Origin of the sequence: Hartmannibacter diazotrophicus (assembly GCF_900231165.1) — a bacterium.
Lineage (GTDB): Bacteria > Pseudomonadota > Alphaproteobacteria > Rhizobiales > Pleomorphomonadaceae > Hartmannibacter > Hartmannibacter diazotrophicus.
Genome location: NZ_LT960614.1, coordinates 102,743 through 126,435 on the forward strand (window position 1 = coordinate 102,743; position 23,693 = coordinate 126,435).

25 protein-coding genes are annotated in these 23,693 nt (G+C 64.6%); 13 read left to right on the forward strand and 12 right to left on the reverse strand.

Features of this window, described 5'->3' with window-relative positions; translation table 11 throughout:
- Window positions 1-84: 84 nt before the first annotated feature.
- Both HDIA_RS00420 and rsmI read right to left on the reverse strand, forming a co-directional pair.
- Entirely contained in the window at window positions 85-480 is a 396-nt protein-coding gene (locus HDIA_RS00420; RefSeq protein WP_245884084.1) for a YraN family protein, read from the reverse strand.
- On the reverse strand, window positions 477-1,433 hold the full coding sequence (gene rsmI, locus HDIA_RS00425) for a 16S rRNA (cytidine(1402)-2'-O)-methyltransferase (RefSeq protein WP_099553355.1): 957 nt from the start codon (window positions 1,431-1,433) through the stop codon (window positions 477-479). Before rsmI ends, HDIA_RS00420 begins: the two co-directional genes overlap by 4 nt.
- Window positions 1,434-1,870: 437 nt before the next feature.
- Here rsmI and HDIA_RS00430 point away from each other — a divergent pair, with 437 nt between their 5' ends.
- The 3 genes from HDIA_RS00430 to HDIA_RS00440 all read left to right on the forward strand — a co-directional run bounded on the left by HDIA_RS00430 (window position 1,871) and on the right by HDIA_RS00440 (window position 5,128).
- On the forward strand, window positions 1,871-3,037 hold the full coding sequence (locus HDIA_RS00430) for a penicillin-binding protein activator (RefSeq protein WP_157775102.1): 1,167 nt from the start codon (window positions 1,871-1,873) through the stop codon (window positions 3,035-3,037).
- Between the two features lie 244 nt (window positions 3,038-3,281).
- Window positions 3,282-4,448, forward strand: a complete 1,167-nt coding sequence (locus HDIA_RS00435) for an osmoprotectant NAGGN system M42 family peptidase (protein ID WP_099553358.1) — start codon at window positions 3,282-3,284, stop codon at window positions 4,446-4,448.
- Between the two features lie 47 nt (window positions 4,449-4,495).
- Complete coding sequence (locus HDIA_RS00440; RefSeq protein ID WP_099553360.1) at window positions 4,496-5,128, forward strand: LysE family translocator; 633 nt, start codon at window positions 4,496-4,498, stop codon at window positions 5,126-5,128.
- Window positions 5,129-5,141: 13 nt separating this feature from the next.
- Here the strand turns inward: HDIA_RS00440 and HDIA_RS00445 are convergent, their stop codons facing one another.
- A complete protein-coding gene (locus HDIA_RS00445) occupies window positions 5,142-5,759 on the reverse strand; it encodes a TetR/AcrR family transcriptional regulator (RefSeq protein ID WP_099553362.1) in 618 nt (205 codons plus the stop codon).
- 118 nt (window positions 5,760-5,877) lie between these two features.
- Here HDIA_RS00445 and HDIA_RS00450 point away from each other — a divergent pair, with 118 nt between their 5' ends.
- A complete protein-coding gene (locus HDIA_RS00450; RefSeq protein ID WP_099553364.1) occupies window positions 5,878-6,309 on the forward strand; it encodes a tautomerase family protein in 432 nt (143 codons plus the stop codon).
- Window positions 6,310-6,312: 3 nt separating this feature from the next.
- Window positions 6,313-6,726, forward strand: coding sequence for a VOC family protein (locus HDIA_RS00455; RefSeq protein WP_099553366.1), 414 nt, complete (start codon window positions 6,313-6,315; stop codon window positions 6,724-6,726).
- A gap of 64 nt (window positions 6,727-6,790) precedes the next feature.
- On the opposite strand, the gene HDIA_RS00460 is transcribed toward HDIA_RS00455, so the two are convergent.
- Together HDIA_RS00460 and HDIA_RS00465 are read right to left on the reverse strand one after the other, a co-directional pair.
- Window positions 6,791-9,868 carry an efflux RND transporter permease subunit gene (locus HDIA_RS00460; RefSeq protein ID WP_099553368.1) on the reverse strand — a complete coding sequence of 1,026 codons (3,078 nt, stop codon included), beginning with the start codon at window positions 9,866-9,868 and terminating at the stop codon, window positions 6,791-6,793.
- Window positions 9,865-11,001 (reverse strand): efflux RND transporter periplasmic adaptor subunit, encoded by a 1,137-nt coding sequence (locus HDIA_RS00465; protein ID WP_099553370.1) that lies wholly within the window; start codon window positions 10,999-11,001, stop codon window positions 9,865-9,867. Before HDIA_RS00465 ends, HDIA_RS00460 begins: the two co-directional genes overlap by 4 nt.
- Window positions 11,002-11,394: 393 nt before the next feature.
- On the opposite strand from HDIA_RS00465, the gene HDIA_RS00470 reads away from it, so the two are divergent.
- From HDIA_RS00470 to HDIA_RS00480, 3 genes are all read left to right on the forward strand, one after another.
- Window positions 11,395-12,021 (forward strand): TetR/AcrR family transcriptional regulator, encoded by a 627-nt coding sequence (locus tag HDIA_RS00470; protein WP_099553372.1) that lies wholly within the window; start codon window positions 11,395-11,397, stop codon window positions 12,019-12,021.
- 138 nt (window positions 12,022-12,159) lie between these two features.
- Window positions 12,160-13,533, forward strand: a complete 1,374-nt coding sequence (locus tag HDIA_RS00475) for an L-serine ammonia-lyase (protein WP_099558622.1) — start codon at window positions 12,160-12,162, stop codon at window positions 13,531-13,533.
- A gap of 109 nt (window positions 13,534-13,642) precedes the next feature.
- Window positions 13,643-14,134 (forward strand): hypothetical protein, encoded by a 492-nt coding sequence (locus tag HDIA_RS00480; RefSeq protein WP_099553374.1) that lies wholly within the window; start codon window positions 13,643-13,645, stop codon window positions 14,132-14,134.
- A gap of 36 nt (window positions 14,135-14,170) precedes the next feature.
- On the opposite strand, the gene HDIA_RS00485 is transcribed toward HDIA_RS00480, so the two are convergent.
- From HDIA_RS00485 to rirA, 4 genes are all read right to left on the reverse strand, one after another.
- Window positions 14,171-14,644, reverse strand: a complete 474-nt coding sequence (locus tag HDIA_RS00485; RefSeq protein ID WP_099553376.1) for an RrF2 family transcriptional regulator — start codon at window positions 14,642-14,644, stop codon at window positions 14,171-14,173.
- 213 nt (window positions 14,645-14,857) lie between these two features.
- Entirely contained in the window at window positions 14,858-15,343 is a 486-nt protein-coding gene (bfr, locus tag HDIA_RS00490; RefSeq protein WP_099553378.1) for a bacterioferritin, read from the reverse strand.
- Between the two features lie 370 nt (window positions 15,344-15,713).
- The gene (locus HDIA_RS00495) at window positions 15,714-16,010 is read right to left on the reverse strand and encodes a (2Fe-2S)-binding protein (protein ID WP_099553380.1); all 297 of its coding nucleotides are present in this window, start codon (window positions 16,008-16,010) and stop codon (window positions 15,714-15,716) included.
- 269 nt (window positions 16,011-16,279) lie between these two features.
- On the reverse strand, window positions 16,280-16,735 hold the full coding sequence (rirA, locus tag HDIA_RS00500; protein WP_099553381.1) for an iron-responsive transcriptional regulator RirA: 456 nt from the start codon (window positions 16,733-16,735) through the stop codon (window positions 16,280-16,282).
- Window positions 16,736-16,941: 206 nt separating this feature from the next.
- Between rirA and HDIA_RS00505 the strand changes: the two genes are divergently transcribed.
- Both HDIA_RS00505 and HDIA_RS00510 read left to right on the forward strand, forming a co-directional pair.
- Complete coding sequence (locus HDIA_RS00505) at window positions 16,942-17,286, forward strand: MarR family transcriptional regulator (protein ID WP_425432914.1); 345 nt, start codon at window positions 16,942-16,944, stop codon at window positions 17,284-17,286.
- Window positions 17,283-18,176 carry a C40 family peptidase gene (locus HDIA_RS00510; protein WP_099553385.1) on the forward strand — a complete coding sequence of 298 codons (894 nt, stop codon included), beginning with the start codon at window positions 17,283-17,285 and terminating at the stop codon, window positions 18,174-18,176. The genes HDIA_RS00505 and HDIA_RS00510 overlap by 4 nt, the downstream gene beginning before the upstream one ends.
- Here the strand turns inward: HDIA_RS00510 and HDIA_RS00515 are convergent.
- Window positions 18,170-19,114 (reverse strand): 2-hydroxyacid dehydrogenase, encoded by a 945-nt coding sequence (locus HDIA_RS00515; RefSeq protein WP_099553387.1) that lies wholly within the window; start codon window positions 19,112-19,114, stop codon window positions 18,170-18,172. The genes HDIA_RS00510 and HDIA_RS00515 overlap by 7 nt on opposite strands.
- A gap of 59 nt (window positions 19,115-19,173) precedes the next feature.
- Window positions 19,174-20,310, reverse strand: coding sequence for a DNA recombination protein RmuC (locus tag HDIA_RS00520; protein WP_099553389.1), 1,137 nt, complete (start codon window positions 20,308-20,310; stop codon window positions 19,174-19,176).
- Window positions 20,311-20,422: 112 nt separating this feature from the next.
- Here HDIA_RS00520 and HDIA_RS00525 point away from each other — a divergent pair, with 112 nt between their 5' ends.
- A complete protein-coding gene (locus HDIA_RS00525; RefSeq protein WP_099553390.1) occupies window positions 20,423-20,938 on the forward strand; it encodes a peptide deformylase in 516 nt (171 codons plus the stop codon).
- A gap of 21 nt (window positions 20,939-20,959) precedes the next feature.
- On the opposite strand, the gene HDIA_RS00530 is transcribed toward HDIA_RS00525, so the two are convergent.
- On the reverse strand, window positions 20,960-21,739 hold the full coding sequence (locus HDIA_RS00530; protein ID WP_099558623.1) for a DUF3750 domain-containing protein: 780 nt from the start codon (window positions 21,737-21,739) through the stop codon (window positions 20,960-20,962).
- A 154-nt stretch (window positions 21,740-21,893) separates the two neighbouring features.
- On the opposite strand from HDIA_RS00530, the gene fmt reads away from it, so the two are divergent.
- On the forward strand, window positions 21,894-22,844 hold the full coding sequence (gene fmt / locus HDIA_RS00535; protein ID WP_099553392.1) for a methionyl-tRNA formyltransferase: 951 nt from the start codon (window positions 21,894-21,896) through the stop codon (window positions 22,842-22,844).
- A gap of 4 nt (window positions 22,845-22,848) precedes the next feature.
- Window positions 22,849-23,586 carry a tRNA pseudouridine(38-40) synthase TruA gene (truA, locus tag HDIA_RS00540; RefSeq protein ID WP_099553394.1) on the forward strand — a complete coding sequence of 246 codons (738 nt, stop codon included), beginning with the start codon at window positions 22,849-22,851 and terminating at the stop codon, window positions 23,584-23,586.
- Window positions 23,587-23,693 lie beyond the last annotated feature (107 nt).

The following is a 23,693-nucleotide window of genomic DNA, read 5'->3' on the forward strand; positions in this document are numbered from 1 at the left end:
ATGGACCGCGGCACGGCGGCCCGCAACGGGGCAGGCACACCGAAGGTCCTGATTCTGTCCGGCGCGGTTCGGGCGCGACGCAGGTCAGTCGTCGGCAAAGAAGGCGGACGGGACATGGACGGGCCAGCGCCGGGGACGCACCAGCGCCACGTCGAAGCGCTGGTCGCATGCGTCGAGATGCGGGTTCTTCTGCATGTAGAGCCTGGCTGCCTGGATGACCCGGCGCCGGGTCCGTGGGGTCACCGCTTCGGCGGCGGTGTCGATGTCGCCGCGTGCCTTCACCTCGACGAAGGCGACGAGCCGGCCGCGCCGGACGACGAGGTCGATCTCGCCCACCGGTGTGCGATAGCGCCGGGCAAGGATGCGGTAGCCCTTGAGGCGCAGGGCGATGGCGACGACATGCTCGGCCATGATGCCACGCTTTTCCGCCTTCTGCCGGCGCTCCCTGGCCGTGGGGCCGGACGGCTGGCGGACTGTCACGGTGCCTCGTCCTCTTCGGGTGCATCCGTCGGGACGAGCGCCTTGAGTGTTTGCGCCCGCGCGTAGACCTCCTTGCGCGGCCTGCCGGTCACCTTGGCGATCTCCGCCGCCGCCTTGCCCATCGGCATCTGCGAGAGGGCATCGATCAGGAGGGCGTCGAGATCGTCCTCGCTCGCTTCTCCCGGCACATAGGGACCGGCCAGCAACACGATCTCGCCGCGCGGCGGGGTGGCCTGCGCCCCCTCGGCAAGATCCTTGAGAGGCCCCCGGCGCACTTCCTCGAAGCGCTTCGTCAGTTCGCGCGCAAGCGCCCCGGGCCGGTCGGCGCCCAGGACGTCCGCCATGTCGGCGAGGGTTTCGGCCGCCCGGTGCGGCGATTCATAGAAGACGAGCGTGGCGCCGAGTTGGGCGAACTCGGCAAGGCGCTGACGCCGCGCGGTCTGTCTGGACGGCAGGAAGCCGCCGAAGAGGAAGCAGTCCGTCGGAAGACCGGAGGCGACAATCGCCGTCAGGATCGCCGATGGGCCGGGGATCGGCACGACCTTGTGGCCCTCCTCGAGCGTCGCCTCGACGAGCTTGTAGCCGGGATCAGAGATGAGCGGCGTTCCGGCATCGGAAATCAGCGCCACGGCCTTGCCGAGCGTCATCGCCGCTGTGAGCCGCGGGCGTTCACGGGCGGCGTTGTGCTCGTGATAGGCGACGAGAGGCCGATGGATGCCGTAGCGGTCGAGCAGAACGCGCGAGACCCGCGTGTCCTCGCAGGCGATGAGATCCGCCCCGGCAAGCACCTCCAGCGCCCTCAGGCTGATGTCCGCCAGATTGCCGATGGGCGTCGCGACGGGATAAAGGCCGGGCTCGAGAGGCCGAACGCTGACCGTTCGGCCATCGATCGCGTAGCTGCGCTCCTCGCGCGCCGGAGCGTCCCGGTGGGTCGTGTCCTGATGGGATGGCATCCTCGTCCTGTCCCGAAATTGTTGCCGCAGTATCGTCTAGAGCAAATCGGTGAAAAACGGGAACCGGTTTTCCATCCGGATGTGCGCTGAGCCATGTGCTTTGGCCAGACAGTACGGCCTGCGGTGCAAATGGCAAACCGGCCGGCCTTTGCCTGCAGCATGCGGCGCCGGATGGTTTGGCGGGCTGGCCGCGTTGAAAATCGTCGATATTTGATGAAGATATTGCTTGGATTCACGAGAATTTTGTCGAACGCGGTTGCCGTCTTGCACCATTTTCCGTCAGATAAGGACTGTGCAGGTGCGGTAGATCGCCGGACCGAGGCGCTGAACGTGTTGGCAAAACAGTTGGTGGGACAAGGGCAGGTGCGATGACGGCAGATCATGGCAGGGGATCGGGAGGCGATCGGACGCCGGCGCCGAGCCGTCGCGGAATTCTCATGGCCGGCGTTGGCGCGCTGCTCGCCGGCTGCTCGCAGCAGCTGTCCGGCGGATTGGGCCCGGGAACAGGAACCTCCGGCGCGGTGCTCGATCCCAACCTGCCGCCGCCGACCGGCAACACGATTGGAACCGGCTCGGTGAGGGTCGCATTGCTTGTGCCCCAGTCTGCGACGGGCGCGGCGAGCACGATCGCGACGGCGCTGCGCAATTCTGCCGCGATGGCGCTGCAGGACTTCGCCGGAGCCGACGTGACGATCCTCGTCAAGGATTCGGCCGGTACGGCGGAAGGCGCGGCCGCTGCCACCCAGGCGGCACTGAGCGAAGGCGCCCAGCTGATCATCGGCCCCTTCTTTGCCGCCGAGGTGCGCGGCGCGGCGCCCGTGGCCAAGGGCGCGCAGGTGCCCGTCATCGCCTTCTCGTCCGATCCCGGCGTCGCCGAGCCCGGCGTCTACATCATGGGCTTCCTGATCGGCGACGAGATGCAGCAGATGGTCGCGAAGTCGGCGGCGCTCGGCCGCAATTCGGTGGCGGCGATGATCAGCAATTCGGCCGCCGGCAACCTGGCCGAGGCGTCGCTCAGGTCCCATGCGACCCGCTACGGCATCAGCATCGTCGCCGTGGAGCGCTTCGAGCCCAACGCCGGCGACATTTCGGCCAAGGCCGCCTCGCTGGCCGGCAACAAGGCGCGCATCCAGTCCATCTTCCTGCCCGATGGCGGGCAGCTGGCGATTCAGGCCGCCGGAGCGCTGACGTCCGTTGGCCTGTCGCCAAGCGAAGTGACCTATCTCGGCTCCGGGCAGTGGAACGATGCGGCCGTCTTCGGTTCGACCGCGCTTGCCGGCGGTCTCTTCCCCGCGCCCGAGATCGACCGGTTCAACGCCTTCGCGGCGCGCTATCGCACGTCCTTCGGCGTCGAGCCCTATCCCAAGGCGACCCTTGCCTATGACGCGGTGCTGCTCGCCTGCGGCCTCGTCAAGCAGGTGCCCGGTCCGCGTCGTTTCGATCCCGGCATTCTCGCCAATCGCCAGGGCTTCATTTCCTCGGTCAACGGCCTGTTCCGCTTCAATACCAACGGAACCAACGACCGGGCTCTGGCGATCTACCAGGTGACGGGCGGCGCGCCTCAGCTCGTCGATGCCGCCGCCCGGTCCTTTGCCGGAAGCTGACGGGGGGAGTGGCCACAAGGCAATGGCTTGCCGGGTGGGGATGGGCCGAAGTCTGCCGATTGGCCTTGGCCCGGGGTGCTTCTGAAAAAATTCTCCCTATATTCGGTAGTCTTCCGGCCGCATCGCACGGAAGAGCCAGGCCATTCGCCATGTTCCGCCCGGATGCGGCGCGCAGGCTTTAGGCCCGATGGCGCCGGCGGCGCGTGCGACCCGGCGCAAGAAGAGCAAGAAACGAGGAGACACTATGCCCAGACTGGCAATCGATTCCGACTATCTGTTGCAGCGGCTCGATACGCTGCTCTCGATTCCCAGTCCGACCGGCTACACCGACATGGTCGTTCGCGAATGCACCGCTGAACTGGAGCGTCTCGGTATCGAAGCGGAGCTGACGCGCCGCGGTGCCATCCGCGCCGTCCTGCAAGGCTCCGCCCGCCGTCCGGCCCGCGCCGTCATCGCCCATGTCGATACGCTTGGCGCCCAGGTGAAGGCCCTGAAGGACAACGGCCGTCTGGAGGTGGTGCCGATCGGTCACTGGTCGGCGCGCTTCGCCGAGGGGGCTCGCGCCACGATCTACACCGAAAAGGGGGCCTGGCGCGGCACCATCCTGCCGATGAAGGCCTCGGGCCACACCTACAACGAGGAGGTCGATACGGCCCCCGTCGGCTGGCAGCATGTCGAATTGCGCGTCGACGCGCTGGTACGCACCAAGGTCGATTGCGAGCGTCTGGGCTTCTCGGTCGGCGACTTCGTGTCCATCGATCCGCAGCCGGAGTTTCTCGACAACGGCTTCCTGGTTTCGCGCCATCTCGACGACAAGGCCGGCGTCGCGGTCATGTTCGCAGCTCTCGAAGCGATCCTGCGCGAGGGCGCGCAATTGCCGGTCGATGCCCACTGGCTCTTTTCCATCGCCGAGGAGGTCGGCGTCGGCGGGTCGTCGGTGCTGACGAGCGATGTCGCCTCGCTGATCGCCATCGACAACGGCACGGCCGCGCCGGGCCAAGCCTCCGACGAATTCGGCGTCACGGTCTCCATGGCCGACCAGACGGGTCCCTTCGACTATCACCTGACGCGCAAGCTGATCCGGCTCTGCCGGGACAACGACATCCGCTACCAGCAGGACGTCTTCCGCTTCTATCGCTCCGACAGTGCCTCGGCGCTGGAGGCGGGGGCCGACGTGCGCACAGCGCTCATCACCTTCGGCGTCGACGCCTCGCATGGCTACGAGCGCACCAACATCCATGCCCTGCGCTCGCTCGCCGAACTGGTGACGGCCTACCTGACGAGCCCGATCGAAATCCAGCGCGATGCCAAGGAGGTTTCCGGCATCGAGGGCTTCACCACCCAGCCGATGGAAGAGGCGAAGGCCGCCCATGAGCCGGTGACGCCGCGGCCCTATCGCACGAAGGCCTGAGGAAGGGGAACCGGCACGCCGGGTTTGCCTCGACTGGAGTGGACAGGATGCCGTCGTTCGAAGTCCTTTTGGCCTTTTTTCTCGCGACTGCCGTCTTCGCCTATATTCCGGGGCCCGCGATGCTCTACGCGGCGGCGCAGACGGTGGCGCGTGGCCGGCGTGCCGGTCTGATGGCCGCGCTCGGTATTCATATCGGCGGCTACGCGCATGTTTTCGCCGCGGCGATGGGTCTGACGGTCCTTTTTCATGCTGTTCCGCCGCTCTATGCGGCGGTCAAGCTTGCTGGCGCGGGTTATCTCGTCTGGCTCGGTGTCCAGATGATCCGTCGCAGGAACAGCGCATCGGTCGAGGAGACGCGCGGAGCCGTATCATCTCCGCGCGCGGCCTTCGTCCAGAGCATCTTCGTCGAGGTGCTCAATCCGAAGACAGCGGTCTTCTTCCTGGCCTTCCTGCCCCAGTTCACCGATTCCGCGGCCGGTCTGCCGGTCGCGGGTCAGTTTCTGATCCTTGGCACCGTCGTCAATCTCATGTTCTCGTCGGCGGACATCGTCTGCGTTCTGCTCGCGGGAGCGATACTTGACCGGCTGCGGCGATCCGGTGGCGCACAGCGGATCGCCCGCTATCTCGGCGGCGGCATCCTGATCGGCCTCGGGGCGCATATCGCAGTTCAGCGCAACTGATCGCACCGTGATATTAGGGCGCCTCGCTGGAATCCGGTTCCCCGCCGTGCCCGATCGTCAGTGCAGCCGCCCCGACGACGCGGGCAATGCGCTCCGAAAGGAGCGGATCGGAAACGGCGCGGGCAAGCATGGCTCCACCGCTGAGCATGGCGAGCAGTTCGATCGCACGGTCTTCCTGTGCGGCATTGTGCTGAAGAGGGGAGGCGTGCGGCAGGCCTGCGGCCAACTCCTTGATGAGGCGTTCCAATTCATGGGTGTAGGCAAGTCGGGTCTCTTCATCCGATCGCATGACGTCTGACGAGAGGCTCGGCAGGGTGCATGCGTCGCCGAGGCTACATGTCCGCTTGTAGCCGAGATAATAGCCAATAAACGTTGGTAGCCACCCGTCAGATCGTTCGACTCTGAGCATCGCAATCCCCTGACGCAGCTCTTCCAGTCCAGCCAGAACGGCGGTGCGGAACGCCTCGCTCTTTGATTTGAAATGCCCGTAGAAGGCGCCGTTCGTGACGCCGGCCGCCTTTGTCAGCGCGTCGATACCGGCACCACCGTATCCCTCTTCCCGGAAAACACGTCCTGCCGCTCCGACGATTCGCGTATGGGTTTCTTGCTTGTGCTCGACGCTGTAGCGCATTTTCAACCTTTTAAAGAGTGAATGCTCTTTATTCATTGCATGCAGAGCGAATGCTCTCTATAGATAGAGAGCGATCAGTATATATCGATGATCACACGCCTACAAACAGGAGAGATCAATGCCCATCACGCTTACCGTTTCTGAAGGTGTGCTGTCGGCCGAAGCCGAAGCGCAAGCCTTGGCCGGCCTGACCGATGCGCTCCTCGACGTTGCTGGACTGACTGGAAATGCCTTCATGGCGGCAAATATCGTCGGCTCGATCAATGTCCTGCCGAAAGGCCGCGTCCTTGCCGGCGGCAAGCCCGTCACCGCCGCTTTTGTCGAACTCAAACTCCCGGAAATTGCTTTGGCGGATTCCGAGGCCAAACGTGCGTTCATCGAAAAGGCGACGGATATCGTGGAAAAGGCTGCTGGTGGACAGCTGAAGCGCGAGCACATCTGGTCGAATATCGTCTATGCCCCGGAAGGAGCCTGGGGGATTGCCGGCACCAGTTACAACAACGCCGATCTTGTCGGCGCCATCGCGGCTTCATCCGTGGGTCAGGCATAAGCGATGCTGCTCGCCAACTACCTGTTCTTCAGGACCGACTGCGAACAGGCACTCGCTTTCTATACGGAATGCGGTCTTGGCGAGGTGACGAGCCTCATGCGCTACGGAGACCTGCCCGATCCACTGCCCGACGAGGCCCTTCGAGGAAAGATAAGGCATGCCCGCTTTGAAGGGCCGGGCATTCTGTTCTTCGCTTCGGACAATCATGACGCCGAGCCGATGCGTGGCTCTGCCCATATGCTCATCATGGAGAGCCGCGAGAGGACAGACCGGCTGTTTGCACGTCTCTCCGACAACGGCCGGGTGACCACGCCGTTAGGCGTGCAGCCGTGGGGAAGTTACTACGGCAAAATCACGGATCGCTTCGGCGTTCAATGGATGCTGGATTGTGCGGATGGCGAAGGCCGTGTGTCTTGATTTGCCTTTGCTTCAGCAAGCCTTCGCAGGAATAGGTCTCCTTGCGAAGGCTTGCTGAGACATCTCACTCCGCCGGTGCGGCAAGCACCGGAACGGTGTCGTCTTCTTCCTCGTGATGCCGGTCGGCATGGCCGAGCAGGCTGTAGAACATCGGCACGACGAAGAGCGTGAACAGGGTGCCGATCGACATGCCGGTCGCGATGACGAGGCCGATGGAATAGCGCGCTGCCGCACCTGCGCCCTCTGCCATGATCAGCGGCACCATGCCAACCACCATGGCCGCCGTGGTCATGAGGATCGGCCGCAGGCGAACCTTGGCCGCCTCGATGATAGCGTCATGCTTGGAAAGATGGTGCAACTCGCGCTGCTGGTTGGCGAATTCGACCATCAGGATGCCGTGCTTGGTGATCAGGCCGACCAGCGTGATGAGGCCCACCTGGGTGTAGATGTTCAGCGTCCCGAGGCCGACGTTGAGGAAGACGATGGCGCCGAAGATCGACAAGGGCACGCTCATCATGATGATCAGCGGATCGCGGAAGCTCTCGAACTGCGCCGCGAGCACCAGGTAGATCACGATGACGGCGAGCCCGAAGGCGACCAGGAGGGCATTGCCCGCCTCCTTCTCGATGCGCGACTGGCCGGAATACTCGACATAGTACCCCTCGGGCATGACCTCCTGGCCGATCCTCTCCAGTTCGGCAAGGCCGTCACCGGTGGAGACGGTGGGCAGCGGCAGCGCCGAGATGGTCGCCGAGTTGAGCTGGTTGAACTGCTCGATGGCCGGCGCCGAGGCGACTGTCTCGATCTTCACCACGGACGACAGCGGCACCATCGAGCCGGATTCGCTGCGCACGAAGAACTGTCCGAGATTTTCCGGATTCTGGCGATCCTTGCGCGGCACCTGGGTGATGATGTCGTAGGAGCGCGAGTCGCGGTCGAACTTGGAGATCGAGGCTCCGCCGACGAGAAGGTTCAGCGTCGTTCCGATCTCGCGCACCGAGACGCCCAGCGCCGCGGCACGGTCGCGGTCGATCAGGACGCGAACCTGAGGCGCTTCGAAGGACAGCGAATCCTGCACGATGATGAACTTGCCGGAGGCCTGGGCCTGGTTCTTGATCTGCTCGGCGATCTCGTAGACGCGATCGGCCGGATTGGTCGACTGCACCACATACTGGATCGGCAGGCCGCCGCCGGAGCCCGGCAGCGTCGGCGGGGCGAAGACGAAGGCCTGCAGGCCGGCGTTCTGGCCAAGCCGTCCCTGGATCTCCTGCATCACTTCCGCCTGGCTGCGCTCGCGCTCGCCCCAGGGCTTGAGGCCGAAGCCGGCAAAGCCCTGGTTTCCGGCGTCCGCGCCGGTGATCGCGAAGCGGGCGTCGATCTCAGGGATGTCGTTCACGAGCGGACCCTGGATCTGGTCGACATACATCGAGGTGTAGTCCGACGTCGCATATTGCGGGCCGGTCACGACGCCGAACATGAAGCCCTGGTCTTCTTCCGGGGCAAGCTCGGTGGTCGTGTTGAGGAACAGGAAGACGGTTGTCGCCAGCAGCGCGACGACGACCAGCAGCGTCACTGGCCGATACTCAAGCGAGCCGGTCAGCCGCCGCCCGTACCAGTCCGCAAGTCGTTCGAAACGATGGTCGACGAAATGCTGGAACCGACCGCCGCCGGCGGTCAGCAGCCGGCTGCCCATCATCGGCGACAGCGTCACAGCGACGAAGCCGGAGATGATGACGGAGCCGGCCAGAGCCACCGCGAATTCGCGGAAGAGCGAACCGGTGAGCCCCTGGGTGAAGGCGATCGGCGCATACACCGCCGCCAGCGTGATGGTCATGGCGACGACCGGGCCGAAGATCTCGCGCATGCCCTCGATGGCGGCGGGGATGGGTTTCTTGCCCTCCTCGATGTGGCGGTGGATGTTTTCCACCACGACGATGGCGTCGTCGACGACGAGGCCGATGGCGAGCACCATGGCCAGCAGCGTCAGCGTGTTGAGCGAATAGCCCAGCGCATAGAGCATGAAACAGACGCCGATCAGCGACAACGGGATGGTCGCGATCGGGATCAGCACCGAGCGGAAGGAGCCGAGGAAGAGCAGGATGACCACGATCACGATGACCACCGCTTCGCCGATGGTCCGGAACACCTCCTCGATCGACGCCGTGATGAACTTGGTCGAATCGTAGACCACTTGGATGGAGGTCCCGCGCGGCATGATCTCCTGGATGTTCGGCACTTCCTTGACCACCGCCGCGGCTGTGTCGAGCGGGTTTGCGGACGGCGAGGCGAAGATGCCGATGAAGACGCCTTCCTTGCCGTTGAAGCGCACCTTCACCTCGTCGGATTCAGCGGCAAGCTCGATCGAGGCGACGTCGCGCAGGCGCACGACCTCGTCGCCGTTCGAACGGATGGGCAACGCACCGAACGCCTCGGGCGTCTGCAGCGTCGACTTGGTCTCGATCGCGTAGGCGACGAGCTCGTTCTTCGTCTTGCCGGGCGCGGAGAGGAAGTTGGAGTTGGAGATCGCCGTATAGACCTCGGAGGCCGTCACGCCGCGCGAGGCGAGCCGGATCGGATCGATCCAGACGCGCATGGCGAAATTCTGCCCGCCGAGCACCTGGGCGTCCGCGACGCCGGGCACGGTGGCAAAGCGCGGCTGCACGACGCGGGTGATGTATTCCGTCATTTCCTGCGCGGTCATTACCGTGCTCTGGACGGTCAGGTACATCAGGGCGAACTGTTGCCCGGTGCCCTTCTGGATGATGGGGTCGTCGGCATCGTCCGGCAACTCTCCCTTCACCTGCTGCACCTTGGCGATGACCTCGGTCAGCGCGCTGTCCGGATCGGTGTTGAGGCGCATGTGCACCTGGACGACCGACGTGCTGAGGCGGCTCGACGACGTGATGTAGTCGACGCCTTCCGCCGAGGCGACCGACTTGGCGATGGGCGTCGTGATGAAGCCCTGCATCAGGTCGGCGCTGGCGCCGGCATAGGTCGTGGTCACGGAGATGACCGTTTCCTCGACCTTCGGATACTGCCGGATCGACATGTTCGTGATGCCCTGCGCGCCGAGCAGCAGGATCATCAGGCTCACGACGATCGTCAGGACGGGTCGCCGGATGAAGAGTTCGGAGAAGTTCACGAGTTGCCCTCACCGAGCTTGATCTTCGACGGATCGATGGTGTTGTCGACAACCACGAGGCTGCCGTTGGAGAGCCGGTTCTGTCCGGCCGTGACGACCTTGTCGCCAGGCTTCACGCCTTCGAGGATCTCGATGTCGCCGCCTGAGCGCCGGCCGGTCCGCACGAAGACCTGATCGACGGCGAGCTGCGGCTTGGCGTCCGCGTCGGCTTGGCCTTCCGGCTTCTTCTCGGTCAGCACATAGACATAGGAGCCATAGAGGCTGATGGTCACGGCGGTCTGCGGCAGGGCGATCACATTGTCCTCCACCGGCAGGACGACCTGCGCGAAGATGAACTGGCCCGGACGCAACTGGCCGTCGGAATTGCGCACCCGCGCCTCGGCGGTCACCAGCCGCGAGGCCGGGTCGATCTTCGGATCGATGCCGGTGATCTCGCCCTCATAGGGGTACTCGCCCTCCGCGAGGCCGAAGCGCACCTTCTGGCCGATGGAAAGCTCCTGCAGGCGCTGTTCCGACACGGTGAAGTCGACCTTCATCGTGTCGAGATCCTGCAGCGTGGCAATGCCGGTGCCCGCCGCCAGATACTGGCCGAGGTCGATCTTGGCGATGCCGATGGTGCCGTTGAACGGCGCCTTGATGCTCTTCTGGTCGAGCACGGCCTGGAGGCTCTGGAGCTGCGAGCGGGACGCATCCAGCGCGGCCTGGGCTGTTTCCAGCGTCGCCGTCGAGCTCACGCCGCGGTTCGTTAGCGCCTCGGCGCGCTCGAGCGCCTGCTGGTCGCGCGTCACGGCGGATTCGGCGGCGATCAGGTTGGCCGTCTCGACCGCATTGTCGAGTTGCACCAGAAGCTGCCCCTTCTCGACCTTGTCGTTGGCGTCGAAGAGAATCTCCTTCACGACGCCGCCGACTTCGGAGGCGACGTCGACGCCGTTGTTGGCATAGACCGTTCCGATGGCCTCGATGCCGGGCATCCAGGACGTGGCGGCGACGTCGACCGTGGACACCGTCACCGGCGGCTGCTTCATGTTGGCGAAAAAGTTGCCGATGGCTTGCGCCCGGAACATGTTGAAGCCGACGAGGCCTCCACAGACGATCGCGATCAGGACGATGGCGATGATGAATCTCTTGACCATGACTGGAGAACCTCGTCGGGCAAAATCAGGAACAATGCCAATCGAAAGCGGGGAGATTGGCGCAACGGGTCTAAGAACTGATGAATTGATGAAACAGCATCACGGACGGACTGCCGGTCGGCGCGTTTTGGTCGCGCCTGATCCGGACGTCCGGGAACCCGATGACGGGACCGGCCGCAATGCTGCGATGCCGAGGCTACCATGTTAGGTCGCACTTGACACGAAGGGGCATTACTGTACCGTCCGGACGGTTCTGTCAACCGGCAGCTGTCTTCGCCGGTTGGCCTTCCTGATGCTGTTGCTGCGATGCAACAACATGTAGGTGAGGAAGATTGATCCTAGGCTCCCGATACGGCCGAAGAATGCCGGGGGGAGCGGCAGGGGGATTTGGCGATGGCCAAGGTGAATGGCATGCCCGGCACGGATGTCGCCGTGCGCGCGAAAGGTCGGCCGAGTTCGCGCGAGCGGATCGTTTCGGCGGCGGGTGATCTGGTGCGCTCCCAGGGAGCGGCACGCCTGTCGCTGGAAGCCGTGGCGGAAAAGGCGGAGATTTCCAAGGGCGGGCTGCTCTACAACTTTCCCACCAAGGGTGCGTTGGTCGGGGCGCTGATCGCGGATTACGTCGAACAACTGCAAAAAGCCCGCGCCTGCCATCTGGAGGCGTTGCAATCGTCAGGCGAGCGCAACAGCGTCGTGCGCAGTCACATCATGGCAAACGCGACCATCTGCGAGCGCGCAGGCCCGCCGCCGGCGGGCATTCTCGCCGCCATCGCCGAAGACAACACATTGCTGGAACCGATCAGGGCCTACGCCAGCACGCTGGTCGAACGCATCGAGGCGGACGACGACGCCGATCTCTCGCTCATCGCCTATCTTGTTGGCGAAGGGCTTTGCGCACTGGAGCTGTTCCAGACCAATACCCTGACCGAAGACCAGCGCAAGCGGGCGCTGACATTGCTCGACCGCCTGCTCGCGGGCGGCGGCGGACCGGCGCAAGCCGCCGCAAGCCCCGGGGAATGAAGCGGATTCCCGTACAGTCGTATCCGGACAGCCTGACGGTCGTTTTCGTGCAATGTCGAAGGCGGCGCTTGTGACGTCCTGCCGCGATCGGGCATCATGGACCGGGGCAGGCTCGCCGGGCGAAGGATTGTCGTCAACGTGATCAGCATTTTCGAGTTGTTCAAGATCGGCATCGGTCCGTCCTCCTCCCATACGGTGGGGCCGATGAAGGCCGCGCACGCGTTCGTCGGCAATCTTCGCGACGCGGGGCTGATGGACCGTCTCGCCGAGGTCCAGGTGATTCTGTTCGGCTCGCTCGCCTGGACGGGCAAGGGCCACGCGACGGACAAGGCGGTGATTCTCGGGCTCGCCGGAGAACTTCCCGAGACGGTCGATCCGGACCGGGCCGATGCCATCGTCGCCGAGATCGACGAGCGCGGCCGGCTGCGCCTCGGCGGCGGGCCGGGAATCGCCTTCCTGCGCGACAAGCACCTGATCTTCGACGGCGAGACCCTGTGCGAAAAGCATCCGAACACGCTTGCCTTCAAGGCTTTCGATGCCGACGGTGAGGTGCTGCGGGAAGAGCGCTGGTGTTCCGTCGGCGGTGGGTTCGTGGTGCCGGAGGATGAAGTCGGCGCGCCGCCGATCGCCACCAATGTGGCCGTTCCTTATGACTTCCGATCCGGGCGGCAACTCCTCGACCTCGGCCGGCAATCGGGCAAGTCGATCGCCGAGATGGTCATGGCCAACGAACTGGTCCTGCGTCCGCGCGAGGAGGTCGACATGCACCTTTCCCGGATCGTCGACACGATGATGCTTTGCGTCGACCGTGGGCTGTCCACCGAGGGCGAACTGCCCGGCGGCCTTTCGGTGCGGCGGAGGGCACGGCGGATCTTCGACAAGGTCGAGGCCGGACGCGGCGTCAACGTGCGCCGGGCCAACGAGCCGATGGACTATGTCTCGATCTTCGCCATCGCCGTCAACGAGGAGAACGCCGCGGGCGGGCGCGTCGTCACCGCGCCGACCAACGGGGCGGCCGGCGTCGTGCCGGCGGTGCTGCGCTATTATCGCGATTTCTGCGAGGGCGCCAACGAGGCGGGGATGCACACCTTCCTGCTGACGGCGACGGCGATCGGCGGGCTGTTCAAGATGAACGCCTCGATTTCGGGGGCCGAGGTCGGCTGCCAGGGCGAGGTGGGCGTTGCTTGCTCGATGGCGGCGGCCGGGCTCGCGGCAGCGCTTGGCGGCACCAACGCCCAGATCGAGAATGCCGCCGAGATCGGTATGGAGCATCATCTCGGCATGACTTGCGATCCGGTCGGAGGGCTCGTGCAGATCCCGTGCATCGAGCGCAATGCCTTCGGTGCGGTGAAGGCGATCAACGCCGCTTCGCTCGCCCTTCACGGCGACGGCGAACACCATGTTTCCCTCGACAAGGTCATCGCCACCATGCGCCAGACCGGCCTCGACATGCAGTCGAAATACAAGGAAACGTCGCTCGGCGGGCTGGCCGTGAACCTGGTGGAGTGCTGATCCGGGCCCTGGCCGGACGCCAAGGATTTTTTCCGTCCGGCCGGCGGTGCCATATGGCTCTGCCCATCGCTCTGAAGTAGTATTGCTCCGTGAACCGGGGAGTGCGGCGATGTTCTTCAGCAGTCAGACCTTCGTGCTCGTTCATGTCGTCATCAGTCTCGTTGCGGTCGTCGCCGGCTTTGTCATGCTGGCGGGTTTCCTGCGCAACGAACGCAGGGAATTCTGGTCGCAGCTCTTCCTGGTGATGACAATCGCCACAAGCGTGACCGGATTCCTGTTTCCGATCAGCGTCTTCACCCCGGCGCTCGCCTTCGGCGTCCTGTCGATGGTGGTGCTGGCCATCTGCGTCTATGCGCGGTATGGGCTGGGGCTCGCCGGACGCGGGAGGACGATCTATCTGGTCACCGCGCTCTTCGCCCTTTACCTCAACGTCTTCGTCCTGATCGCCCAGGCCTTCCAGAAGGTGTCCGCGCTCAATGCGCTGGCTCCGACGGGGTCGGAGCCGCCCTTTGCCATCGCGCAGGGGCTCCTGCTGGTGGCATTCCTCGTCTTTGGATTTCTGTCCCTGCGGCGCTTCAAGGGGATTGCCGCTGCGGCGTGAGCCGATCGGGCCGGCGTTCCCTTCAAGACGCTCCGCTCAGAGCGACGGGGCCACCTCGTCGAGCGGCGCGGCTGTTTCCAGGAACATGGCGCCGGTATCGCAGCGCATCAGGTCCGCGAGCGTCATGCCTTCCATGGCCAACAGGGTTGCCGCATAGACGTCACCGAACACCTTGCGGATGGCGCAATTTTCCTCGCTCTTGCAGTCGGGGCAAGGCCGATAGGCGGTCTTGGACAGGCAGGGCAGTGGAGCGATCGGACCGTCGATCATGCGCAGCACGTGGCCGAGCGAGACAGTCGCCGGATCCTTGATCAGGATATAGCCGCCGTGACGGCCGCGCCGGCTGGCGATCAGGCCGTTGTTCTTGAGTGTCAGAAGGATATGTTCGAGGAACTTCCTCGGCACGCCCGTCTGGGCGGCGATGTCCTCGATCTGCATCGGCTCTTCGCCGCTGGGTTTGGACAGGAAAAGCAGGGCCTTGAACGCATATTTTGCCTTCTGGGTGATCACGCGGCCAAATCCTGTCCAAAAATGCCTTCGGTGCGCCGGATTCCCGCCTGAGGACGGTCCGGCCAGCTTGTCTCATGCGCTCGGTTGCCAGTTATGTGCGCTGTCCGCGTCCAAAGGCAATGCCGGGATTGATCCGGATGCAACAAAACGGGCGGCTCTTCGCAAGGAAAGCCGCCCGCGCGTTCCGGATTTGGAACCTGCTCACCCCGAAACTTATTCGGCTTCGTCCGCGGAGGCCGCGTTCAGAAGGCCGTAGCGCTCGACGCCGATCTTCTCCAGAAGGCTGATCTGCGTTTCCAGGAAGTCGATGTGGCCTTCCTCGTCTTCCAGGAGATCCTCGAAGAGTTCCATGGACACATAGTCGCCTTCCTCACGGCAGATCTCGCGCGACTTCTTGTAGGACGTGCGCGCGTCGTACTCGCCGGCAAGGTCGCACTCCAGCACTTCCTTGATGTCCTGACCGATGCGAAGCGGCGCCAGGGTCTGAAGGTTCGGATGGCCTTCGAGGAAGATGATGCGGGCGATCAGCTTGTCCGCGTGGTTCATCTCCTCGATCGATTCGGCCCGCTCCTTCTTGGCCAGCTTCGTGTAGCCCCAGTCCTCCAGCATGCGGTAGTGCACCCAGTACTGATTGACCGCGCCAAGCTCCAGAAACAGGGCCTCGTTGAGGCGCTCGATCACTTTTTCAGAACCCTTCATGGCAGTCTCCGCTGTCGATATGTGGATGGGGTGGGCAACCTTAGCGCAAGCGGCATCAGGCGGGAAATTTTTTGAATTATTCTAATATGCGCAAGAAGGCCGCTTTCCCATACCGTATTCCGCCGCCTCGCCGTCATTGTCAGGGATGACCTGTCCGGGTCATCCGAAGAAGCAGGGGCGAGCCTAACGCAATCGCAGCCGCCGTGGAATTGGTCCAGATCAAACGTCCGTGGGTAATCGGGGAATTCGTGCAGAAAAATGCAGGCGGTTAGCCCGCTTCAAATGAGAAAGCCCGGACGAGGCCGGGCTTTGAACAGGTCGGGATCGGTGAGGAAACTGCGCCGGCAGCCACGGCCAGGCGGCCGCCAGGTCAGCCGTATCGGCGACCGGGTATGCGCTCGCCAGCGGCGGGAATGGCGGGCACGCCGTTCGGCTGGCCCTGTTCGCGGCGGTGACGTGCAAGATCGTCGCGCTCGTGGCAATGATCGACATAGTCCGCGATGACGGCGATCGCGTTGCGGAAGCAGCCGCAACAGCGACCGCGCTTGCCCATGGTCATGTAGACGAGACCGGGCGTCAGGACCCGAAGAGGATCCTCGGCGAGCAACTCGTCGACCGTGCGCCTGATGTCGAGATCGGAGATGACGTTGCAATGACAGACGATCACGCCTTGCCTCCCGCATGGTCGAGCGGGACCTTGCAAAGGCACGCATACGCTATGCCGGCAGCTCGCGGCTGCCGCTGAAGTCTGGTCATCGTCGCAACTCCCAAGCATCCGGAGGTCAAGGGTCCGGGGAAAGGATTGCTGAATGCTAGTCACAAGTATTGGGTCGGGTCAAGCCTCGTCCCTTGCCTTACGTATCACGACGGAGTGACGCCGCCGCCGATACCGGGTGAGACGCGGTGTCGACCGCGTCCATCATGGCGTGCCTGGCCTCAGTTGACGGCTACGGCCGCCATCGGAAGATCGAGCAGGAAGCGGATGTCCGGCCGGTTTTCCGAAAGGTCGGCGATGGTCTTGGTGTCGAGCACGGCCAGGAAGGCGTTGAGCGCCTGATGCAGAAGCTGATTGTAGTCGCAGGCCGAGATCAGCGGGCAGTCCTGCTTGGCCTCGTCGAAACAGTCCGTGAGGATGAAATTTTCTTCCGTCACGCGCACGACCTGCCCGACGGTGATCTCCGACGCCGCCCGGGCCAGCAGCACGCCGCCCTTGCGACCGCGCAGCGTTTCCACGAAGCCGCCGTCGACCAGCACCTTCAGGATTTTGAACAGATGCAGTTCGGAGATGCCGAACGCGGCCGCAACATCGCCGACCTTTGCCGGACGCCCTTCCGAGGCGGCACAGTAGATCAACAGGCGAATGGCGTAATTGGTTTGCTGTGTCAGGCGCATAGCTATTTATATGGGGAACTGGTCCATGCTCGTCAATTAGGAAGAATTCCAAACTGGTGTCCGAGACACCACTTTTCCGCAGCATTGACAGGAAACTGACAGAAAACTCTTGAAAAAAGAATTCGGACCCGAAACAAATTCGAGTTTATATGGCTGTCGACAGGGCGGCGGCCCGTCCTCCGTTGTGCGTTGAAGGGTCAGTCTCGATGGAAATGCGTCCGAGCCAGGCGTTGAAACTGTGGCATGACGTCATGCTGGATCAGGTCCGCGACGACGAGATCGACCTGACGGTGCGGCAGACGACGATCCTGCTGACCATCTATCTCGAGCCGCCGCCGCACACGGTGCGCGGCCTTGCCGCCAAGCTGAATGTGACCAAGCCGGCCATCACGCGCGCCCTCGACACGATGGGACGCGCCGGCTTCGTCTCGCGCAAGCGCGACGAGGCGGACCGCCGCAACGTCATCGTCCAGCGCACCGTCGCAGGCGCCCTCTTCGTCCAGCGCCTCGGTGACCTGATCGTCGGCAAGGCGCAGGAGTTGCCGCGATGACCGCCTTTGACCGCCGCCTGACCCCGGCGCGGGGCGATCTTGCGGCCGAGCATCTGCGCGGAACAATCAAGGCCGAGCGCTATGTCGAGGGCACGCGGCGGCGGATCGCGGCTCCGGTCGTCGATATGCGGCCCGAACCGCGCAACGACCTTGGCATCGACACCCAACTCGTCTTCGGTGAGGCGGTCACGGTCTACGAGGAAACGGCGGAAGGCTGGGCCTGGGTTCAGAATGAGGCCGATGGCTATGTCGGCTGGATCTCGTCCGATGTGCTGGCCGATCCGTCGCCGGAGCCCTCCCACGTCGTCGCCGTGCCGCGCAGCTTCGTCTATCCCGTGGCTGATATGAAACATCCGGTGCGCATGGCGCTCGGCCTCGGCAGCAAGGTCATGGTGACCGGCACCGTCCGGGTGCGCGACCTAGACTACGGCCTGCTGGCGGGCGGCGGCGCAATGGTGCTGAAGCACCTGAAGCCCGCGACCGAGGCGCCTGAGACCGACTTTGTCGCCGTCGCCGGACACCTGATCGGGACGCCCTATCTCTGGGGCGGTCGCACGCCCTTCGGGATCGACTGTTCGGGATTGGTCCAGGCCTCCCTCGCGTCCTGCGGCGTTGCGGCCCCGCGCGACAGCGACATGCAGGCAGGCGGATTGGGAGAGGTTCTCGCAGTCGCAGGCGATGATTTGCCGGCTTTGCGGCGCGGCGACCTGCTGTTCTGGAAGGGCCACGTTGCGATCGCCATGGATGCGGAGCGGATGATCCACGCCAGCGGCCACCACATGATGGTCGTCACCGAGCCCATCGGCGCGGCGCTGGCAAGGATCGCGGCGGCGGGCTCGCCTCTCACCGGCGTGCGCAGGATCGCCGGAGCGCCGGTCGGCGCTCAGTAGCCCCGCCGTCTGTCCACGACATTCTTCAGCGGTTCGCCGCGCGCGGCGGCCCTGATCTGGCCGGCCACGTAGCGGGCGATCGCGCGTGGATCGCTCTCGGCGGCGACATGCGGCGTGATGACGATCCGCTCGTCGTCCCAGAGCGGGCTGGTCTCGGGCAGGGGCTCGGTCTGGAAGACGTCGAGGCTCGCGGCGATCAGATCGCCCCGCTCGAGGGCCGGGATGATGTCGGCCTCCACCTGCAGGCCGCCGCGTCCGGCATTGATCAGCACAGCGCCGCCGAGGGGACCGTCCTTGGCGAGTTTCGCGAAGAGGGCGGCATTGAGAATGCCTCGTGTCTCGTCCGTCAGCGGCAGCAGCACGACGAGAATGTCCGTCCGCGCGAGGAAGGCGTCGAGACCGGCGTCGCCGTCGTAGGTCGCAAGACCCTCGATCGTCTTCGGCGTCCGGCTCCAGCCGGCGACATCGAAGCCAAGCATCGTCAGCGCCCTCGCGGCATCCTGGCCGAGAACGCCGACGCCCATGATCCCGACCCTGACGTCCCGGGCGGCCACCTGGGAATGCGCCCGCCATAGCCGCTGGCGCTGCTGCGCGTCATAGAGCCGCTGGCGGCGATGCTGGAGCAGCACCTGCAGCACCACCCATTCCGTCATGCGGGCGGTCAGATCCGCGTCGACGACGCGCACGACGGTCACGTCCGGCAGGGTCGGATCGTCCATCAGATAGTCGACGCCGGCACCGATGGAAAAGACAGTTTCAAGATGGGGCAGGCTTTTCAAAAGTCCCGCCTGCGGTTTCCAGACCAAAGCATGACGCACGCTTGAAAGGTCGACGCCGGGATCGCCGGCAATGACCACCTCAAGGGACGGATCGGCCTCGTTGATCGCCTTGACCCAGCTGTCGGGTGAAACACCGGTGAACGCGAGGAGAAGTGACATGGCGGGGTCCGTCGGATCGGGAGGAAGGGAGCACGTCGAGGGATGACCGTCCCTGCCTATCATCCCGTGGCGCGTTCGAAAACCGCCCTCGGCCGGTCTCCGGCATCCTCGAAGCCGAGCGCGTCGATCCGGTTGCCGCGCCGGGTGATCTTGTCGGCGGAAATCAGGATCTGGTCGAGATCGCCGGTCGCCTGACCGAAATGCTTCTGGAGATTGAGACAGCGGTCGCGCAGCCGTGCGACGTCGTCCATGAGCTGGCTCACCTCCGACTGGATGACATGCGCCTGTTCCTTCATCCGCACGTCCCGCAGCACCGCCTGCACCACCTGGACGGAGAGCATCAGCAGCGACGGCGAGACGATGAGTACCCGGAGCCGGCTGGCCCGGTCGACCACGTCGGGGAAGAATTCGTGGATGTCGGCGAAGATCGATTCCGACGGCACGAAGAGAAAGGCCGTCTCGAAGGTCTCGCCCGGCAGGAAATAGCGCTGGCGGATGTCGGCGACATGCTTGGCAAGGTCGCGCTTGGCCTGATTGCCTGCTGCCTGCCGGTTGTCTTCGTCCTGCGCCTGCCGCCGCCGCTCGAAGGCTTCGAGCGGAAACTTGGCATCGATAACGAGGGACGGACCGTCGTTCGGCAGATGAACGAGGCAGTCCGGCCGAGTGCCGTTGCTGAGCGTTGCCTGGAAACTGAACTGGCCCGCCGGCAGTGCGTCGGAGATGATCGCTTCCATCCGTCCCTGGCCGAAGGCGCCGCGAAGTTGCTTGTTCGACAGAATATTCTGGAGTTCCAGCACCTCGCCGGCAAGGTCCGACATACGCGCCTGCGCCCGGTCGATGGTCGTCATCCGCTCGTTGAGCCGGGCAAGCTGTTCGGCGGTCATGCGTGCGCTTTCCGTCATCCCGCCGCCGACCCGGTGGGCAAGGCCGTCCATGCGCTCCGACAGGGCGCGCGCAAGATCGGCCTGTCGGGTGGAGAACACCTCGGCGATGGTCTGCATCCGGCCGGCCATCTCTCCCTGCAGGCGCATCAGTTCGGCCATCCGCGCCTCGGCGACCTCGGCCGTGCGTCGTTCGCGGCTCCGCTGCATGAGGAGCGCGACCATCAGGATGGCCAGCACGGCGCCGAACACGATCGCCGCCATTTGCGGATCGCGGGCGATGATCGCGGAAAACCGTTCGAAAAACTCGGTCATGGCCCAGCCCTAGCACAAGGGAGATGAATATAGGAACAAAAAAAGAACAAACAAACCCTTAACAGCGACAGGTCCAGTTGACCGGAGAACGGCGATCCCATATTTCAGCGTCATGACGATACGACCGCTTGTAATCATTCCCGACCAGCGCCTGAAGCAGGTCTGCGAGCCCGTCGCCCAGGTGGACGACGAAGTGCGCGCGCTTGCCGACGACATGCTGGAGACCATGTACAAGGCGCCGGGCATCGGCCTTGCCGCCTGCCAGATCGGCGTCATGCGCCGCGTGCTCGTGCTCGATGTCGCGCGCGAGGACGAGGAACCGGCACCGATCGTGATGGTGAACCCGGAAATCACCTGGTCGTCGGAAGACCTCAGTACCTATCAGGAAGGCTGCCTGTCGATCCCCGACTACTATGAGGACGTCGAGCGGCCAGCCGCCGTGCGTGTGCGCTTTCTCGACCGCAACGGCAAGGAACAGGAGATCGAGGCCGCCGGCCTTTTGTCCACCTGCATCCAGCACGAGATCGACCACCTCAACGGCATCCTGTTCATCGACCATATCTCGAAGCTGAAGCGCGACCGGGTGATGAAGAAATTCGCCAAGGCGGCGAAGGAAGCCGGCCGCTGATCGGCACCGCAGTCGCGGGGGTCAAGCCGGATCGAGGCCGATCCGGCCCCATCCGGGCAGCTTGATGGCGGGGCGCATCAGGTCGATCCCCGCAACGAGGCCGAGGACATTGACCTCCAGGCCCTCCACCTTCGCCACCGTCACGCCGAAAAGGCCCCCGGCGGAGATTTGCCAGCCGCTGTCGCTCACCGCCGGTCCGGCATAGAACCAGCCGTCCCTGAAATCCTTTCCGAGCGCGGTCGGCAGCAGTCCGGGCGCAAGCGCCGGTTCGGCGGCGGCGATATGAGCGATGAAGCTGTTGGAATTGGGCCCCGGCCATATCCTGTAGTCGCCCCAGCGGGAATAGGGATAGGTGGAGATCGCGGCGTCGATGGCGCCGATGGCCCGCGTGGCCGCGTCGCCACTCAGATGCACCATGATTTCGGGGTCGTTGCCGTACCAGCGGCCGTCGGCAACCTGGGAGTTTCGGCGCACCGGCTGCCCCCAGCCGACGACGTCGTAGCGGATATACTGTCTGGCGCCAGCCGGTTTCAGGACGATCCAGCTGTGGTGCGCGAAGATGCCCCGCCAGCGGCCGACACGGCTGGCAAGAAGGTAGACTTGCGCCTCGGGGCGGCTGTCGGCTTGCGGAAGCAGTCCGGCCGACGACCAGTTCGCCGAACGCCATGAGGCCGGCCATCCCTCGAGGACGGAATAGGCCGCGTAGCTGCCAAGCGGCGCGAGATAGGCAAGGGCGAAAAGGGCAAGGCCCCGGCGCCACCATCGCCTGGGTCGTCTGGCTGCGCTGAGAGTCTGCTGCATCGTCATGGCATCACAAACGATGCACGGTCCGGGCGCGAATGCCAGTCACAATGCCGCCAGATGCGGAAACCGGCACCGCCTGCTGCTGCGGGATTGACGCACGGGGCGGCTTCGGGGCATCACCCCGCCAACGATCATCACCGGGAAAGCCGTCTTGAGCCTGCGCATCATCTTCATGGGAACGCCCGATTTCGCCGTTCCGACCTTGACCGAGATCGTCGGGCACGGCCACGAGGTCGCCGCCGTCTATTCCCAGCCGCCCCGTCCGGCCGGCCGGGGCATGGCCCCGCGTCTGTCGCCGGTTCATGCCCGCGCTGAGCAACTGGGTCTCAAGGTGCTGACGCCGGAGAATTTCAAGGCGGAGGAGACGCGGGCCGAATTCGCCGCCTTCGACGCGGATGTCGCTGTCGTCGTTGCCTATGGGCTGCTTCTGCCGGAGGACGTTCTGGAGGCGCCGGATATGGGCTGCCTCAACCTTCACGGCTCGCTTCTGCCGCGCTGGCGCGGCGCCGCGCCATTGAACCGTGCGATCATGGCGGGCGACAGCCGCTCCGGCGTGATGGTGATGAAGATGGAAAAGGGCCTCGACACGGGGCCGGTCGCGATGGCCGAAGAGGTGGCGATTACCGCCGACATGACCGCTGGCGACCTGCACGACCGCCTTTCCGCCGTCGGCGCGGACCTGATGATCCGTGCGCTTGCCGCTCTTTCGCGCGGCGGACTCGTCTTCACGCCGCAGGCCGAGGACGGCGTGACCTACGCCCGTAAGATCGAGAAGGCCGAGGCGCGGATCGACTGGTCCCCTCCCTCCGCCGAGGTGAGCGCCCATATCCGGGGGCTGTCGCCGTTTCCCGGCGCCTGGTTCGAGGCCGATCTCGGCAAGGGCGTGGAGCGGGTCAAGGTCCTGCGCACCTTCGCGCTCGACGGGAATGGCGCACCCGGCACCCTGCTGACGACGGAGGGCGATGTCGCCTGTGGCGAGGGCGCCATCCGGCTCGTCTCCGTCCAGCGCGCCGGCGGCAAGCCGATGGCCTTTGCCGATTTCCTACGCGGCACGAAGCTCATGCCGGGCGAGAGTCGGCTGGCTATGGAGGCGGAAGGCTGACCTGATGCCCCGATACCGCATGCTCATCGAATATGACGGAACGCCCTTCGTCGGCTGGCAGCGCCAGGCGAATGGCGTTTCCGTGCAAGGGGTGATCGAGGAGGCGATCGGCAAGATCACGCCGGAAAAGATCACGCTGAAGGGGGCGGGCCGCACGGACACGGGCGTTCATGCCACCGGGCAGGTCGCCCATGTCGATCTTGAAAAGGTCATGCCCGCCGATACGCTGCGCGATGCGACCAACTTCCATATCGAGCCGCATCCCGTTTCGATCCTTGCCGCCGAGGTCGTCGACGAGACCTTCGACTCCCGGTTTTCGGCAACGAAACGGCATTATCACTACCGCATCGTCGATCGCCGCGCGCCGCTGGCGCTCGACCGTTATCGCGCCTGGCACGTGCGCAAGCCACTGGATGTGGACGCGATGCAGGCGGCGGCCGGTGTCCTCGTCGGCCATCACGACTTCACCACCTTCCGCTCCACGCATTGCCAGTCGAAAAGCCCGGTGAAGACGCTCGACGGCATCGACATCACCCGCGAGGGCGAGGCGATTGTCTTTCACGTCTGGTCGCGTTCCTTCCTGCACAACCAGGTGCGTTCGATCGTGGGGTCGCTGAAAAAGGTCGGTGACGGAAGCTGGACGGCCGGCACGCTGGCCGCCGCCCTCGATGCCCGTGACCGCAGGGCTTGCGGGCCGGTCGCCCCGGCGCACGGACTGACGCTGACGCAAGTCGATTACTGATCGGCACGTCAATTCTTTGACTTTGCCTGCGGGAGACGGAAAATTAGCCAAAAGTCAATGCGATCCATGCAAGAACAACGAAGACGAACGACGGATCGGTGGGGACG

Excerpts from the sequence above, each read along its gene's own strand:
- truA (WP_099553394.1), top strand. The coding sequence starts at position 22,849 with ATGCCCCGATACCGCATGCTCATCGAATATGACGGAACGCCCTTCGTC.
- HDIA_RS00450 (WP_099553364.1), top strand. The coding sequence starts at position 5,878 with ATGCCCATCACGCTTACCGTTTCTGAAGGTGTGCTGTCGGCCGAAGCC.
- HDIA_RS00455 (WP_099553366.1), top strand. The coding sequence starts at position 6,313 with ATGCTGCTCGCCAACTACCTGTTCTTCAGGACCGACTGCGAACAGGCA.
- HDIA_RS00445 (WP_099553362.1), bottom strand. The coding sequence starts at position 5,759 with ATGCGCTACAGCGTCGAGCACAAGCAAGAAACCCATACGCGAATCGTC.
- HDIA_RS00435 (WP_099553358.1), top strand. The coding sequence starts at position 3,282 with ATGCCCAGACTGGCAATCGATTCCGACTATCTGTTGCAGCGGCTCGAT.
- HDIA_RS00530 (WP_099558623.1), bottom strand. The coding sequence starts at position 21,739 with ATGCAGCAGACTCTCAGCGCAGCCAGACGACCCAGGCGATGGTGGCGC.
- HDIA_RS00440 (WP_099553360.1), top strand. The coding sequence starts at position 4,496 with ATGCCGTCGTTCGAAGTCCTTTTGGCCTTTTTTCTCGCGACTGCCGTC.
- HDIA_RS00430 (WP_157775102.1), top strand. The coding sequence starts at position 1,871 with ATGGCCGGCGTTGGCGCGCTGCTCGCCGGCTGCTCGCAGCAGCTGTCC.
- HDIA_RS00465 (WP_099553370.1), bottom strand. The coding sequence starts at position 11,001 with ATGGTCAAGAGATTCATCATCGCCATCGTCCTGATCGCGATCGTCTGT.
- bfr (WP_099553378.1), bottom strand. The coding sequence starts at position 15,343 with ATGAAGGGTTCTGAAAAAGTGATCGAGCGCCTCAACGAGGCCCTGTTT.
- HDIA_RS00505 (WP_425432914.1), top strand. The coding sequence starts at position 16,942 with ATGGAAATGCGTCCGAGCCAGGCGTTGAAACTGTGGCATGACGTCATG.
- HDIA_RS00520 (WP_099553389.1), bottom strand. The coding sequence starts at position 20,310 with ATGACCGAGTTTTTCGAACGGTTTTCCGCGATCATCGCCCGCGATCCG.
- rirA (WP_099553381.1), bottom strand. The coding sequence starts at position 16,735 with ATGCGCCTGACACAGCAAACCAATTACGCCATTCGCCTGTTGATCTAC.
- HDIA_RS00525 (WP_099553390.1), top strand. The coding sequence starts at position 20,423 with ATGACGATACGACCGCTTGTAATCATTCCCGACCAGCGCCTGAAGCAG.
- HDIA_RS00515 (WP_099553387.1), bottom strand. The coding sequence starts at position 19,114 with ATGTCACTTCTCCTCGCGTTCACCGGTGTTTCACCCGACAGCTGGGTC.
- HDIA_RS00510 (WP_099553385.1), top strand. The coding sequence starts at position 17,283 with ATGACCGCCTTTGACCGCCGCCTGACCCCGGCGCGGGGCGATCTTGCG.
- rsmI (WP_099553355.1), bottom strand. The coding sequence starts at position 1,433 with ATGCCATCCCATCAGGACACGACCCACCGGGACGCTCCGGCGCGCGAG.
- HDIA_RS00470 (WP_099553372.1), top strand. The coding sequence starts at position 11,395 with ATGGCCAAGGTGAATGGCATGCCCGGCACGGATGTCGCCGTGCGCGCG.
- HDIA_RS00480 (WP_099553374.1), top strand. The coding sequence starts at position 13,643 with ATGTTCTTCAGCAGTCAGACCTTCGTGCTCGTTCATGTCGTCATCAGT.